13 protein-coding genes and 1 tRNA gene are annotated in these 14,585 nt (G+C 45.7%); 6 read left to right on the top strand and 8 right to left on the bottom strand.

Features of this window, described 5'->3' with window-relative positions; genetic code table 11:
* Positions 1–27 precede the first annotated feature (27 nt).
* A complete protein-coding gene (locus CSHOW_RS00400) occupies positions 28–693 on the top strand; it encodes an ABC transporter ATP-binding protein (protein WP_002949544.1) in 666 nt (221 codons plus the stop codon).
* Here CSHOW_RS00400 and CSHOW_RS00395 read toward each other — a convergent pair whose 3' ends face one another.
* The 4 genes from CSHOW_RS00395 to CSHOW_RS00380 form a co-directional block, all read right to left on the bottom strand.
* On the bottom strand, positions 694–1,347 hold the full coding sequence (locus CSHOW_RS00395) for a response regulator transcription factor (protein ID WP_002949545.1): 654 nt from the start codon (positions 1,345–1,347) through the stop codon (positions 694–696).
* Between the two features lie 6 nt (positions 1,348–1,353).
* Positions 1,354–2,016 (bottom strand): cytochrome c3 family protein, encoded by a 663-nt coding sequence (locus tag CSHOW_RS00390; protein ID WP_171992825.1) that lies wholly within the window; start codon positions 2,014–2,016, stop codon positions 1,354–1,356.
* Entirely contained in the window at positions 2,013–2,453 is a 441-nt protein-coding gene (locus tag CSHOW_RS00385) for a cytochrome c3 family protein (protein ID WP_002947156.1), read from the bottom strand. Before CSHOW_RS00385 ends, CSHOW_RS00390 begins: the two co-directional genes overlap by 4 nt.
* A gap of 563 nt (positions 2,454–3,016) precedes the next feature.
* Positions 3,017–4,570: a flavocytochrome c gene (locus CSHOW_RS00380; protein WP_004321857.1), complete on the bottom strand. Its 1,554-nt coding sequence runs from the start codon at positions 4,568–4,570 to the stop codon at positions 3,017–3,019.
* Positions 4,571–4,905: 335 nt separating this feature from the next.
* On the opposite strand from CSHOW_RS00380, the gene CSHOW_RS00375 reads away from it, so the two are divergent.
* The 5 genes from CSHOW_RS00375 (at position 4,906) to CSHOW_RS00355 (ending at position 8,872) form a co-directional block, all read left to right on the top strand.
* A tRNA-Val gene (locus CSHOW_RS00375) sits at positions 4,906–4,981 on the top strand.
* A 479-nt stretch (positions 4,982–5,460) separates the two neighbouring features.
* Positions 5,461–7,281 (top strand): threonine--tRNA ligase, encoded by a 1,821-nt coding sequence (thrS, locus tag CSHOW_RS00370; protein ID WP_004321856.1) that lies wholly within the window; start codon positions 5,461–5,463, stop codon positions 7,279–7,281.
* A 172-nt stretch (positions 7,282–7,453) separates the two neighbouring features.
* Entirely contained in the window at positions 7,454–7,969 is a 516-nt protein-coding gene (infC, locus tag CSHOW_RS00365) for a translation initiation factor IF-3 (protein ID WP_002944238.1), read from the top strand.
* Positions 7,966–8,325, top strand: coding sequence for a hypothetical protein (locus tag CSHOW_RS00360; RefSeq protein WP_004321852.1), 360 nt, complete (start codon positions 7,966–7,968; stop codon positions 8,323–8,325). Before infC ends, CSHOW_RS00360 begins: the two co-directional genes overlap by 4 nt.
* 157 nt (positions 8,326–8,482) lie before the next feature.
* Complete coding sequence (locus tag CSHOW_RS00355) at positions 8,483–8,872, top strand: hypothetical protein (RefSeq protein WP_004321851.1); 390 nt, start codon at positions 8,483–8,485, stop codon at positions 8,870–8,872.
* A 220-nt stretch (positions 8,873–9,092) separates the two neighbouring features.
* Here the strand turns inward: CSHOW_RS00355 and CSHOW_RS00350 are convergent, their stop codons facing one another.
* From CSHOW_RS00350 to metE, 4 genes are all read right to left on the bottom strand, one after another.
* On the bottom strand, positions 9,093–9,419 hold the full coding sequence (locus CSHOW_RS00350) for a hypothetical protein (protein ID WP_039895519.1): 327 nt from the start codon (positions 9,417–9,419) through the stop codon (positions 9,093–9,095).
* A 156-nt stretch (positions 9,420–9,575) separates the two neighbouring features.
* On the bottom strand, positions 9,576–10,535 hold the full coding sequence (locus CSHOW_RS00345) for a DUF3137 domain-containing protein (RefSeq protein ID WP_004321847.1): 960 nt from the start codon (positions 10,533–10,535) through the stop codon (positions 9,576–9,578).
* Positions 10,536–10,995: 460 nt separating this feature from the next.
* On the bottom strand, positions 10,996–11,877 hold the full coding sequence (locus CSHOW_RS00340; protein ID WP_004321841.1) for a methylenetetrahydrofolate reductase: 882 nt from the start codon (positions 11,875–11,877) through the stop codon (positions 10,996–10,998).
* Positions 11,878–12,104: 227 nt separating this feature from the next.
* The gene (gene metE / locus CSHOW_RS00335; RefSeq protein ID WP_004321839.1) at positions 12,105–14,378 is read right to left on the bottom strand and encodes a 5-methyltetrahydropteroyltriglutamate--homocysteine S-methyltransferase; all 2,274 of its coding nucleotides are present in this window, start codon (positions 14,376–14,378) and stop codon (positions 12,105–12,107) included.
* Between the last annotated feature and the right edge of the window lie 207 nt (positions 14,379–14,585).

The following is a 14,585-nucleotide window of genomic DNA, read 5'->3' as shown; positions in this document are numbered from 1 at the left end:
ATCAAAAGAGGCAGCATATGCGGGCTTTTGGGCACAAACGGCAGCGGCAAGAGCACGTTTTTTAACTGCTGTATGAAATTTTTGCATATCAAAGGCGGCGAAATTTATGTGGGTTCGCAAAACACGAAGCACAAAAGCCCAGCGTGGATGGCTAAAAAGATCGCCTACGTAGCGCAGCATACCGAGCTGCATTTTCCATTTTTCGTAAGAGACATCGTCCTGATGGGGCGTTCCACGCACGTAAAGAGCCTGTTTGGCTTTAGCAAAGACGACAAAAGGGTGATAAGCGAGGCGATGGAGTTCATCGGCATCTCGCATCTAGCCGATGAAAAGATGAACGAGCTTAGCGGCGGGCAGAGGCAGCTCGTTTTTATCGCTAGGGCGCTTGCGCAGGATACGCCGCTGATACTACTTGACGAGCCGACGTCCGCGCTTGATTTTAAAAACCAGATCACGCTTTGGAAAATTTTAAAAAAGATCGCTGCTGGCGGCAAGACGATCGTCATCTGCACGCACGAGCCAAACCACATCCTTTGGTTTTGCGACGAAGTGATAGTGTTTAAGGGCCGGCGGATCGTCTCAAAAGGCAGCGTCGCGCAGGTTTTAAACGACGAGCTGCTGGCTAAAATTTACGGCGATGTCTGCACTTTTGAGAGGCTCGCGCAAAAAGAGGTGATCCTGCCTAAGCTCTAGCTACTCCTCCAAACTGTACCCGATACTGCGCACGGTTTTTATTAGCTCAAAGGGCAGCTTCGCACGTAGCTGACGCACGAGCGAGCGCAGGCGATCGGACGAGACGTTTTCGTCTTTATAGATACTCCACTCAAGCTCCTGGATCGTTACTACGTGCGGGGCGTTTTTGGCTAAAATTTCTAAAAACAATCCCTCTTTTTTGCCCAGCATTATACTTGTGCCGTTTATGTGCAGAGTGAGGCTGTTTTTGTCGTATATAGCGCCGTTTTTTAGCTCAAATTTGCTCCCGAGTAAAATTCGGCAGTTTCTAAACACACGAAACAAAAACTCCTCCGGCAAAAAAGGCTTTACCATAAAGTCGTCGTACTTTGCGTAGTAAATTTTCTTGTAAAGCGCGGGAATGGCCTTATCTACGAGGATCATAACGGGAGTTAGGCTCCCGTTATCTCGCAGAAATTTGACCGACTCAAAATTTGCCAGATCCTTCGTCTTTACGTCGATGACGTAAAAGATGTAGCGGTTGCCGCTATAATAATCCTCTTTTAACTCGCTTAAATTTTCAAAGCGAACTATGCGGATATTAAAGCGGTAAAGCGCGGCGTTGAGGTTTAGTTGCATCTGAGCGTCGTCGCTAACGAGCAAAATTTTCTTCATTTTAGCCTACTTTTTGGTGACGTTATCCTCTTTGTTCTCTACCTTCGGCCCCACATAACCCTCCCCAAAATAAGCCTTTTTTATCTCTTCTTTTTTGATTGCGGCTTTCTTTTCGTAGATTTTGTATTCAGGCTTCCAGTAGTTTAGCATATTGTTTAGCCCGCTGTGGCCTACCTCGGCGTGACAGCTAGCGCAGGTTAGTTGCTTATCCGTATTTAGCAAGCTTTGATAGTGAGCGTGCATTTTTTGAGCTTGCGGGCTCGTTAGTTTATTATCCACCAAATTCGTATGGCAGCTAACGCAACCGTTGTCAAATACGAAGTGCTCTCTTTTCTCTCTGTTTTTATGCCAGTCTATAGCCTCCGGATCTTTAAAGAAATGAATATATCCCTCCATTAGTCCGTTTTTGGCTTTAACTAAGACGTATTTGGCTAGGTTGTCGTGAGGTATGTGGCAGTCTACGCATTTAGCCCTTACTCCGCTTTTACCCTTGCCGCTGTGAACGTCGTTACTATAAGCTATAACCATAGGATCCATCTCGTGGCATACTACGCAAAACTTCTCTCCGCTAGTTTCTTCTAGGGCGTAATGTACGGGCAGTACGACTAAAAACCCTATAATGCCGCTTACTAATATAATAAGCGCTAGTACTTTCTTTGAAATTTTCATGGCGTTACCCCCATCCATTGCGGAACTTCGTGTTCGTGGCACTCCGTGCACATATTGGTTGATTTTTTATGCTCGTTGTGGCACTCGTCGCAGTATAGCGTAGGGCCGTCGTGAACCGAGTTGTGGGGATTTGCTTTTAGCAGATCCATGTATTCTAGTCTTTTAGCTATCTTTTTCTTGTCGCCGTGACAGGACAAACAGCCTTTATCGCCGATAGATTTAAATTTACTAGCGTCGTTTCCTTGTCCTTCGTGACAATCAAGACAGGTGAAGCTTAGTTTTTCGTGATGAGGCTTTAAGGGGTGTTTGGCTCGCAGCTCGTCGGTGACGTTAAGATCTACTAAAGACGTTATCTTTGCGCTTGGTGCGCCTGCGCTAAATGCAAAAGAGCATAGTAGCATAGATGCGCACAAGGCGAGAAACGCTTTATGTTTCATGCGAATTCCTTTCTGTGAGGTGTCGGCTAAAGAGATGCAGTCTCTTTAGCTTTTTCTTTTTTAAATTTCTTCGTCGTTAAAACTCTTTTTAACTCAAATTCGGCGGTTAAATTTGAGGGGCAAATTTGGTATTTAATTTTCATAGCACGTTATACACGGCAACTTTAAATTTGTCTTTTCTTGTTAAGGGGTAAGGGGCTTGAATTGCATTTCAGCTTTACTTTGCAGCTTACTTTATTCTTTCTTTGGGAGAGGAAGGGGGTTCTACTTACGAAGCGTCGCCCCTTCCTCTCCCAAGCCCTCTCTAACCCCACTGCACGTGAGAGGTTGCTGCACTACGTGCAGGTTAAATTTGGCGCTACCACACATCAATTTTGCCATCAGATTTAACGAAATATCGCAAGCCGAATTTAGCCTGTGATACAAAATTAAAACGAATTATCGCGAGATGATTTTAAATGTTTTGAAGCAAATTTCGTCCCAAGACTAGACATATAGTCTGTCGCAGGGCGAAATTTACGAAATCATTTAAAAGCGCTCGCGAGAACTTCGTTTTACCAAATTTAGGCTAGATTTTCTCCGGCAATCATCCCAAACACTATACAATCGGTTATCGCAACCGTACCTAGCCTGCTCGCGCCGTGCGTACCACCCGTGATCTCGCCTGCGGCATATAGGCCTGGGATCGGTTTATTCGTCTTACTTGAGATGACCTCGGCTTTGGTGTTGATCTTTAGCCCACCCATAGTGTGGTGAGGCTTTGGCGATAGGCGGATGACGTAGAACGGTCCTGCCTCGTTGATCTCGCTAAGCGCGCTTTCTTGTTTGCCAAATTCGTCTTTTTTAGCCTTGACGCCTTCGTTATATTTCTTGACGGTTTCTTTTAGCGCATCGGCAGGTACGCCGTATTTTTTAGCGATGTCATCTAGCGTAGCGCACTCGCCAACTAGCTTTCCGCTTGCCATGCCTTTTTGGATGATCTCTTCGCTTAGATCTTTAAACGCCATTTTGGTGTCGGCGAAGGTTATCGGATACGCGCCCGATTTTTCGCGTAAAATTTTAAACTCGGCGTCCGCGCGGGTTTTGCGGTCGGCTAGCTCATTCATAAAGCGCTTGCCGGTGCGGATATCGACCGCGATGCCGTATTTAAAGGTACCTTGCTGAGTTAGGATCGGAGCGGTGCCAAAGCCCTTTTCGTCCGGGCTCGCCCACGGACCAAACTGGATCCAGTCTACCTGCACCGGATACGCGCCGATCTCAAATGCTTTTAGTAGCGCGCCAGCAGTCGCTCCAGGGTGGTTTGTGCTATCGACGTCGTCGGGAATGCGCGGATCTTGAAGCTTGCGGAAAATTTTATCGCGGCAAAAACCGCCGGCTGCCAAAACGACGCCTTTGTTTGCTTTTAGCGTCTTTTTCGTGCCGCTCGTATTTTCTAGATCGTCGCTGTAAAGCTTATCGTCGAATCTATACTCTTCTCTGATCGTTACGCCCACGACTCGGCCGCTCTCATCTAGCACGAAGTCATCAAATTTGGCGCGGCGGCGAAGCTCGCAGCCCTTGTCTTTTAGCGCTTCAAATTTCTCAAGCATCGGTTGGATGTAGCCTGAACCCGAGTCGTTTGTGGTTAGCAGCGAGCGGGCTACGGTGTGACCGCCGAAGTGCGCGCAGTGCTCTTTAAACTGAACGCCGTTTTCAACCAGGAAGTTATACGCGTCCATACCGCGATCGACCAAGGTCTCCAAAAGCTCGGTGTGGTTGATGCCAAGGCCGGCTTTTAGACAGTCGGCGATAAATAGCTCTTTGCTATCTTTGATGTTGGTTTTTGCTTGCACCGGGTTGTTTGCGACCGCCATACCGCCGCCGTTGATTACGGAGTTGCCGCCGATACGACCCATTTTTTCCAGGATTAGTACCTTGCTGCCTTTTTGCGTCGCTTTTAAGCCCGCCGCAAGCCCCGCAAAGCCCGAGCCGATGATGATCACGTCCCACTCTTCGTCAAATTTGACGTCTTTTGCATTTAACGCGCTTGCTTGCGCATTTACGGCACCAAGTGCTAGCGCACCCGCACCCGCCATACCTAGCTTCAACAAATCGCGTCTTGACATTTGCTCTTGCATACATTCTCCTTTGGATGAAATATCATAACGGCATTATAATTATAATATCGTGAGTTTGCTGTGAGTTTTATTAAAAATTTACTCTATTATAAATGTCCCTAAATTTAGGGGATTTAATGCAAATTTGACAAAAAAGATATGAATTTATGAGATTTTATTTTTAAGATTTATCAAGATTTTTCTACTAAGGTGTAATCTTTTATGTAATTTTATTTTCAGATTGTAGAGCGTGATCAAATTTGACAAAATCCGATCGCACTCAAATTTCGCTTTTTACGAAAAATCGCAAAATTTAAGCTAATTTCAATATTATTTTGGGTAAATTTTCATTTTTCGGTCCCGTAGCTCAGTTGGTAGAGCACTACCTTGACATGGTAGTGGTCGATGGTTCGAGTCCATTCGGGGCCACCATTTCGCTTCTTTTTATTCAAATTTCATCAAATTTTACTTATTTAGCATCGTAAATCCAAACGTCAAATTTGCAAACTAAAGCCAAAATGTATTTATTTGCTAAAATTTAACTCGTTAGCGTCAAATTTGTGCAGGTTTTGGGAGTAAATTTAAAGATTAAGGCGCAAAGGCAACCACTCCTTTGCGCAATTTGGGAGAAAAATGAATCAAAATAATGCAAAGACGAGATAAATGCATGATTCATTCAATGAAATATTAGCGATAGTTTTCTTAAAATATAATAAATTATATTGAGAATATTACCGATTTAACAATATTTAAAATTTAATCAATATATTCTATTATATTCAAAACTCAAATTTGACCGCCGTTTAAACCCAAATCAAATAAAACATTAAGTAAAGCTTAAAAACATTTTAGCTAAAATCAAGCCCAATTCTTTCAGCGTAAGAAAGATGTTTCGATAAAAAGGACGAAAAATGAGCGATATCATCGCATACAAACTGGACGGAAACATAGTCGATACTCAGAGTATCAACGGGCGAGAAAACGCCGCAGAGCCGATTTATTTTGACAACTCCCCCGACGCGCTAAACGTCATCAGGCACTCCTGTGCGCACCTCATGGCGCAAGCGATCAAAGAGCTTTATCCGCAGGCTAAATTTTTCGTCGGACCAAACGTCGAGGACGGATTTTATTATGATTTCAAGGTTGATGATGCCAATAGCAAGCTTAGCGACGAAGACCTAGCGGCGATAGAGGCCAAGATGAAAGAGCTAGCCGAAGCTAAGCTTGATATCGTCAAAGCAAGTTCCACAAAAGCCTTTATGAGCGATAAATTTAAAGACGACGAACTAAAACAAGAGGTGCTAAAACGTATCCCCGAGGGCGAAGTCAGCAGCTACAAGCAAGGAAATTTCGAGGATTTGTGCCGCGGACCACACTTACCAAATACCAAATTTTTAAAATTCTTTAAACTAACGCGAGTAGCCGGAGCGTATCTTGGCGGCGACGAGACGCGAGAGATGATAAACCGCATCTACGGCACGGCATTTGCCGACAAAGAGAGCCTAAAAGAGCACATCCGCATCATCGAAGAGGCCAAAAAACGCGACCACAGAAAGCTTGGCGTCGAGATGAAGTTATTTACATTTGATGATGAAGTGGGCGGCGGCCTACCGATCTGGCTGCCAAACGGCGGACGTTTACGCTCCAAACTCGAGCAAATTTTATATAAAGCTCACCGTGACCGCGGCTACGAGCCGGTGCGTGGACCGGAGCTGCTAAAAGCCGACGTGTGGAAAAAGAGCGGCCACTACGCAAACTACAAAGAAAATATGTATTTTACGACGATCGACGAGGCCGAATACGGCATAAAACCGATGAACTGTGTCGGCCACATCAAGGTCTATCAGTCAGATATCCGCTCGTACCGCGATTTGCCGCTTAAATTTTTCGAATATGGCGTCGTGCACCGCCACGAAAAAAGCGGCGTTTTGCACGGACTTTTTAGGGTGCGCGAATTTGCTCAGGACGACTCGCACATCTTTTGTATGCCGAGTCAAATCAAAGAAAATATCCTAGAAATTTTAAAATTTGCCGGCAAAATAATGGAAAATTTCGGCTTCCACTACGAGATGGAGATTTCGACCAAGCCAGCAAAAGCTATCGGCGGGGACGAAATTTGGGAAACGGCGACCAAAGCTCTAAAAGAGGCGCTTGACGAAAACGGCTTTAAATACGGCATCGACGAGGGCGGCGGCGCATTCTACGGTCCAAAAATCGATATCAAAATCACCGACGCGCTAAAACGCAAGTGGCAGTGCGGCACGATCCAGGTGGATTTTAACCTGCCTGAGCGCTTTGATCTGGGCTACATCGACGCAAATAACGAACGCCAGCAGCCCGTCATGCTACACCGCGCGCTACTAGGAAGCTTCGAGCGATTTATCGGCATCTTGATCGAGCACACGGGCGGCGAGCTGCCGTTTTTCGTCGCTCCGACGCAAGTAGTCATCGTGCCGATTAGCGACGCGCACCTAGACTACGCTAAAACCGTCGCCAAAGAGCTTCGCAAAATCGGCGTAGATAGCGAAATCGCAAGCAAAAACGAGAGCCTAAACAAACGCATCCGCACCGCAGAAAAGCAACGCGTGCCGATGATCGCGGTGCTGGGCGACAACGAAGTGGCAAATAGCGCCATTGCTCTGCGCGACCGCACGACTAGAGAACAAAAAGATATGAAGCTGGATGAATTCGTAGGGCTTCTAAAATCAAAACTCGCCGAGGTAACTTTTTGAAATACGGACTAAAATCCGCTAAATTTGAGCTAGGCGCGGCTTTATGCTAAGCCTGGCTTTTACCAAAATCTGCAAAAATTGTCACGGCGAAATAAATTTCTACGAAAAATACAATAAAAACACAATATTTTTGGATATAATCAACAAATTTCAACTTAAAGGAAAAAACTAATTGGCTAAAGAAAACGAAGTGTTGCTCAACGAAGATATCAGAGCGAGCGAAGTAAGATGCGTGGGAGACGACGGCACCGCATACGGCGTCATCCCAAGAGTAGAGGCCTTGAAAATCGCCGAGAAAATGGGGCTTGATTTGGTGCTAATCGCGCCTGATGCTAAACCTCCCGTTTGCAAGATAATGGACTACGGCAAATTCCGCTACCAGCAGGAAAAAAAGCAAAAAGAGGCCAAGAAAAAGCAAAAAACTATCGAAGTAAAAGAGATCAAACTCTCCGTCAAAATCGCTCAAAACGACATAAATTATAAAGTCAAGCATGCGCTTGAGTTTCTAGAAGAGGGCAAACACGTCAAATTTCGCGTATTTCTAAAAGGCCGCGAGATGAGCAACCCAGAAGCGGGCGTCGCGATGCTACAAAAAGTCTGGGAGATGGTAAAAGACGTCTCCGACCGCGATAAAGAGCCGCTGCTAGAAGGCCGCTACGTCAATATGCTGGTAACGCCAAAGAGATGAGAAAAGTTTGTCTCGTTTGCGCGCTGGCTCTAGCTCTAGCCGGAGCCGAGTGCAGTCCGTATCTAAGACTAGCCGTCATCGGCGGCAAATCAGCGTTAAATCAAATGGAAGATGAAAACATAAAGGCTACCGAAGTAAGCTGCAAAGACGAGATAATCGCCTATGAATACGTCTTTAAAAACTCGCAAAACGTAGACTGGGAAGCTATCTCGGACGAATATAAAAAAGAATTTACGTCTACCATGAAAGAGCTTTTGGTGGAGGATTTTTGCTCTGATCAAAATACCCTTATGGTGCTACAAAAAGCAAAAAGTATCGTAATGAACTACCGTATACCCAAACGGCGCGCTTTTTAGTAAAGTAGAGCTAACCGCAAAGGACTGCGAGAAATAAGCGGTATAAAAATTACACAAACCGACAAGATCATAAAAACAGACAAAACGCAAAGCAAAATTTGACGACAAATATCTACTTTTGGATCTCGGTTTTTAAATTTTAAGGCATTTTATAATCATGCAAAAAGAAAATTCAAGCAAGTCAAATCGTTACACAAACGATCAGATCAAAGAAATTTTAAAAATACGTATCGAGCTAGCAAAAGAACTGATCTCCTGCGAAATAGCGGAGCGAGAAACGCTAAAAATCATCCCGACCTACCCCATTCACAATCTAAACTATGACGCCAAGCGAATGCAAAAAACTCTTGCAGGCATAGGCGAATACGGCTTTGGTTACCCTGCTAACTGGGCACAAGCGTTGCTTGAAATAACGAGCGGCAAAGAGCGAGCGCAAATTTTTAAAGCCCTAAAAGAACAACAGCGACTATATCTCGAAAAAGACGGTAAAAATAACAAAAAGCTAGAAAAAGTCCTTCAGGCCGCCAAGCAAAATTTGACCGAATAAAATCCAAAACAAGCTCAGCAAATTTAGAAAATGTCGCTCGAACACAAATTTATAGCCTCATGAAAATAGACCTGCACTACAACACCAAAGAAGTAAAATTTGATAAATTTAAGCCAGAATCAATAAAACAATAATTTTTGTATGCGAACCGCTTGATAAGTCAAATTCGGCCTTTACAAGCGGCCGCATACTTAAAGCTAGAGTTCAGGACAAACCTCGATTACTTGCCGACCTTTTTGCAGCACTCTCTCATGAGGCCACCGCTCTTTTTGCAGCATTGCGCGTAAGCTTGCTTTGAGAGAGCGTCATTTTTTTTCACTCTCTGAGGACCCGCACCACCCTTGCCGTACTCGTATATCACGCCAAGCTCTTTGCAAGAGCCCGCTTCGTTATCATTATAGTTATAACAAGCTGCCGTGAAATACTGCACCGCGTTAGCCCACTCTCCTCTGGATACGGCTCTCAATCCATCGCCGTACTCTTGACCGCCTTGTGCCGAAGACAATGCCAAACAAGTCAAAAAGATCGAGAAAATCAACTTTTTCATGACGACTCCTTTGTGTGGATTTGTAAGGCGATTATACTACAAAAACGCTTTGATGTTTAGAAAATATTTACGCTATATCGTGATTAAATTTACGTAAAATTTTATCATTGCATTCAAATTTGAGCTGCGAGCCACAAAGCCGTCCAAATTTCAAAATTACCAAATTTTGCGGTTTAAATTTAACTCTTTTACTATCTGAGCAAAGCTTGCTATCTCGCTCTCGTAAAGCGCTATGGTTTCGTTGTTTATTAGCGATTTGCGGATATCTGGCTCAAAGTCGTCGCGCCAGGTCTCTACGGCGATAAAGATTTGGCTATCCCTTAAAACAGCGTTTACAGGTGCGTCTAGTCTTAGGCAAAGCTGAGTAAAATTTTCCATCAGCGCCGGGCTAAGCGCGTATCTAGCGCCGATCTGATCGGTCGTATAGACGTCAAATATCTCCTCAAATCTTGCGTCGTCCATATTTGCCTTCTGTCCGCAAACCGCTAAATTTCGCGAATTTACGTGCGCGATTTGCGTTATGGAGCTTAGCTTTTTATTAAAATCCGCCTTAAAAAGCACGCCTTGAAACTGCACGACCGTCTCGGTGCCGTTTTTCTTTTTCACCTTTTTGGCCGCGTAAAAGTCGCTAAATTTGACGCTAACGCCATCTATATCGCCCTCAACGAGATCCTCGCTATGCCACTCATCGACCCTGCAATCGTAAATCGTAAAAAAATCATCAAGCCCTAGCCCGCGATCTTTATCGTAGCTAAGCCCGTGCTTTTTTACGATATTTTCTACGATCTGACGCTTAAAATTCGTCCTAAATTCGCGCCTTTTTGATGCGGTAATGAGCATCGTCGTAAAAGTATAAGCAAGCGCGCCTATCGCCGCACCGAAAATCGCGTCTAAAAGATACGCTATCGCCGCGCCCACGCAAACGCCTAACGCAAGGGCGATAAGAGTTGCCTTTTTGACGGCGGCTACTAAATTTACACGCTCGTTTTCCAGCTCGCTTAACTCGGCGGTAAGCTCGCTTTGGGCTGAGCTTTGAGCGTTCTTGCTTAAATTTCGGGCGGGTTTTTCGCCTAAGGCCGCAAAAAGATTAGAAGCAGCAGGAAGCGCGAAAAGCACGGCTATGGCACCGACAAAAATAAAGGTAAATAAAGTCTCCGTTTTAACTCCTTTACGCGTTTGGCTGCTTATTTTACGGCTTGTTAGCTCGTAAACTAAAGCCGCCGGGTATGGTTAAATTTCGGTGCGGCAATTAAATCCAGGCCGCGCGGTCCGCATTTGCGCTCAAATTTACTCCGCTTTTTTATCTCGCATTTTTGCTTAAATTTAAGCCGTCCGCCGCTTTGTTTCGTTCCGATTGTCTGCAAATTTAAACGATCCGTGCTCCTTTTTCTCGAGATTGCCGTCCCTTTTCGTTTAAATTTCACTCTTTCAAATGTAGCGCCTTACGGAAATTTAGGATTTGGGCAAAAGCATCTAAAATTAAACAAACCTGCGCAAGGGCAAAATTTACTTTGCGGCGCAACCTTAACGCCTAAATTTCGCGCGCTTGTCGCTCGAATTTACCGCCGCGCTTGTCTTAAAGCGACCTAAACTCGCGAGCTAGCTCCAGGCTCGCCTCGATCTCGGCGCGCTTTGCCATCACGCTTTCGATGTTTGCGCTCAAATTTAGCCCGTTTTCGTCGCCGAATTGCTTTAACTCGCGCCAAATTTCTTTGATGATCTCGCAACTTTGCGCCAGATAGTCCTCACTGGCGTTTAGCCGATCTTCGACCGAGCTAGGCACGCTAACGCCCAGCCATTTGATAAACTCCAGCGTTTTTGGATTGCCTGCCGTAGAAAACGTGAGAAATATCGGCTCGGTTATCTTTGCGGCCGCGCAGTCTTCCAAAAACTTACGCGTCATCTGCGCGTCAAAAATCGCCTGCGAGATGAAAAACTTCGCTCCCGCCGCGATCTTTTCGCGCATTCTTTGCGGTTCGTCGCCCTTTTTAGCGTGACGTTCGGCGATACACACTCCGCCGACGGCTAAATTTTCAAATTCGCCCGCGATCTCGTACGCGCGAGCCAAATTTAGCCGCACTTTTTGCGAGCTAGACGTAGCTCCCACAAGCACGTTTAGATTTGAGCTTTGAGCCGCTAGAGCCGCGCGAAATGCGTCCTCGTTGTAGCCGCTAGCCACGCGGTAAAAGACGCTCGGAGTCGCGACGCTTAGGTAGTCTCGGTAGTAAATTTCGGGGCTTAACGTTCCGCTAAACTCGAATGTCCGCTCGCTATCGTTTCTCTCGCTCTCGTCTTGCACCTCGTAAAGCACGAGTCCGTCAGCATTTATACCCTCTATCCTACCCGTCCAGCGATCCGAGATGTCGCGCAGCTTGGACTCCTCAAATTCGGCCTTGGGCGGCGTTAGTCCGTAGAGTACGAGCCCCTTTTCTTTGTTTAAAATTTTTTCTTTTAGCATGAAATTTCCAAATTTAAAATGTAGAAAACCGCGCCGTTTGCGGTTAAATTTACACTGCGACGGCGCGTGCGCAGGATAAATTATTAGCCGCGACCGACAAATTTGCTCCGTGTCAAATTTGAGCGGGTTTTAAAAATCATCGCCCAAAATTTAGCGGACAAAAGCCGCTCTCACCGCAAATTTAAGCGGCAAAAGCGGCAAATTTAGCCGAGTCACAAGCGGCTAAATTATGAATTTCTTACGATTTTGACAGCTTCGACCATATTTTTTAGGCTCGGCTCGACCTCTTCCCATTTGCGCGTTTTTAGGCCGCAGTCCGGGTTGATCCAGAGCTGTTCTTTAGGCAGAACCTCGAGCAGCGCGCGGATCTGGCGCACGATCTCGTCGGTGCTAGGAACCCGCGGGCTGTGGATGTCGTATACGCCTGGGCCGACTTCTTGTTTGTAGCCGACGGATTTAAAGATCTTTAACAGTTCGTTGCCGCTGCGAGCAGTCTCGATGCTGATGACATCGGCGTCCATCGCCTCGATGGTCTTGATGATATCGTTGAACTCGGAGTAGCACATATGCGTGTGGATCTGCGTTTTAGGCTCGGCCGAGCTAACGGAGAGCTTAAAGCAATCGACCGCGAATTTCTCGTACGCGGGGATGTTTTCGGCGCGTAGCGGATAGCCCTCTTTAAATGCAGCTTCGTCCACTTGGATGATGCGGATGCCGGCATTTTGCAGGTCTGCGATCTCGTCAAATATGCAAAGCGCAAGCTGCTTAGCCACCTCGCTGCGAGGCAGGTCGTCGCGCACGAAGCTCCAGTTTAGCATGGTTACAGGCCCAGTTAGCATGCCCTTCATTATGCGATTAGTGCGGCTTTGCGCGTATTTCATCCACTCGACCGTCATCGCTTTTGGGCGGCTCACGTCGCCGAAAAGTAGAGGCGGTTTCACGCAGCGGCTGCCGTAGCTTTGCACCCAGCCGTTTTCGCTAAATGCATACCCTTCGATCTGCTCGCCGAAATACTCGACCATGTCGTTTCGCTCAGGCTCGCCGTGAACTAGTACGTCTAGGCCGATATCTTCTTGAAATTTGACGCAGTCGTCGATGTATTTTTTGATACCGGCTTCATAAGCGGCTGCGTCGATCTCGCCTTTTTTGAAGTTTTGGCGAAGCACTCTTAGCTCGACGGTTTGCGGGAAACTACCTATCGTCGTAGTCGGCAAGATGCCGTAGTTTAGGCTTTCGCGTTGGATTTTGATACGATCTTCAAATTTATCTTCGCGCTCAAATTTGACTAGATTTTTCACGCGGTTTTGCACACTTGACGAGTGGATCAAATTTGACGTTGCGCGCGTTTTAACCGCAGCTTTGTTTTCTTCGTAAATTTTGCTCTCCACCGCGTTTAGCGCTACGCCGTTAGCTAGTTTGGTTATGATTTTGATCTCGTCTAGTTTTTCTACGGCAAAGCTCAGCCAGCTTTTGACCTCGGAGTTTAGTTTTTCTTCGTATTTTAGGGCATAAGGCACGTGAAGCAGCGAGCAGCTAGGTCCGACGTAGAAATCTTTGCCGCCGATTTTTTCGCTGATTTCGCGGACTAAATTTACCTTTTCGTCGATGTTGCTTTTCCAGATATTTCGTCCGTCGATGACGCCAGCAAATAGCGTTAAGTGGCTGTTTTTGATAGTTTCAAGCGCTTCGAAATTTCTTTTTCCGTGAATGAAATCAAGTCCGATACCGTAAATTTTAGTTTTGGCTACCTCGGCGACCGCTTTTAGCGCGTGCTCGAAATACGTCATAAACACGACTTTTACGTTGCCGGCCGCTTCGACTAGCTCGTTATATACCTTGCCGATGACGCTAAGCAGGTTTTCTTCGTTTTTATCGGTCGCAAAAATCGGCTCGTCAAACTGCACTAAAACCTCATCGTCAAGCGTCGAAAGTAGCTCAAGAAGCTTTTTGTATTCGGCAACTAGAGCGTTTAGATTTTTAAACGGGCAGCTGCCGTCGGTGGTCTTTGAAAGCGCCAAAAATGTGATAGGTCCGATCAAATTTACCTTGCCTTTTACGCCAGCAGCCTTTGCTTCTTCGTATTCGGCAAGGATTTTTGACGCGTCTAGCTTAAAAGTCGTCTCGGCGCTAAGCTCAGGCACGATGTAGTGGTAGTTTGTGTTAAACCACTTCGTCATCTCCATCGCTACGCCGGTTTTGTTACCGCGCGCGCAGGCAAAATACTGCTCTCGTCCGCTCAAATTTGCAAATCTAGGCGGTACGGCGCCAAACGCGACGATGCTATCAAGCATCAAATCGTAAAACGAAAAATCATTTACGCTGATGGCCGAAATTTCGGCGTCTTTTTGGTATTGCCAGTGTCTGTTTTTTAGCGTTTTAGCGACGCTTAGCAAATTCTCCTCGCTAAAGCCCTCTTTGCCGGCCCAAAGGCCTTCAAGTGCGCGTTTTAGCTCTCTTTTTTCTCCGATTCGTGGGAAACCCGTAACATAACTTTTTATCATTTTGATTCCTTTAAATTTTGATTTTTTATTTTTAAATTTTAAGCTTATTCAAAGTCGCTCAAAAGAGCGAGCTTAGAAACGGCGGGTGGCAACCCGATTTTCTCAAACTAAAATAAAATTTATAAAAAACTCTACTAAACAAATTTCGTCCAAATTTCAGACGCTGCTTCGCTTTGTTTTTAAAAATACAATTACAATGCGCCCTGC

This window comes from Campylobacter showae, assembly GCF_004803815.1.
GTDB classification, from domain to species: Bacteria; Campylobacterota; Campylobacteria; order Campylobacterales; family Campylobacteraceae; genus Campylobacter_A; species Campylobacter_A showae.
The sequence above is the reverse complement of the archived record's forward strand: the minus strand, read 5'-3'. Positions and strand labels throughout refer to the sequence as shown.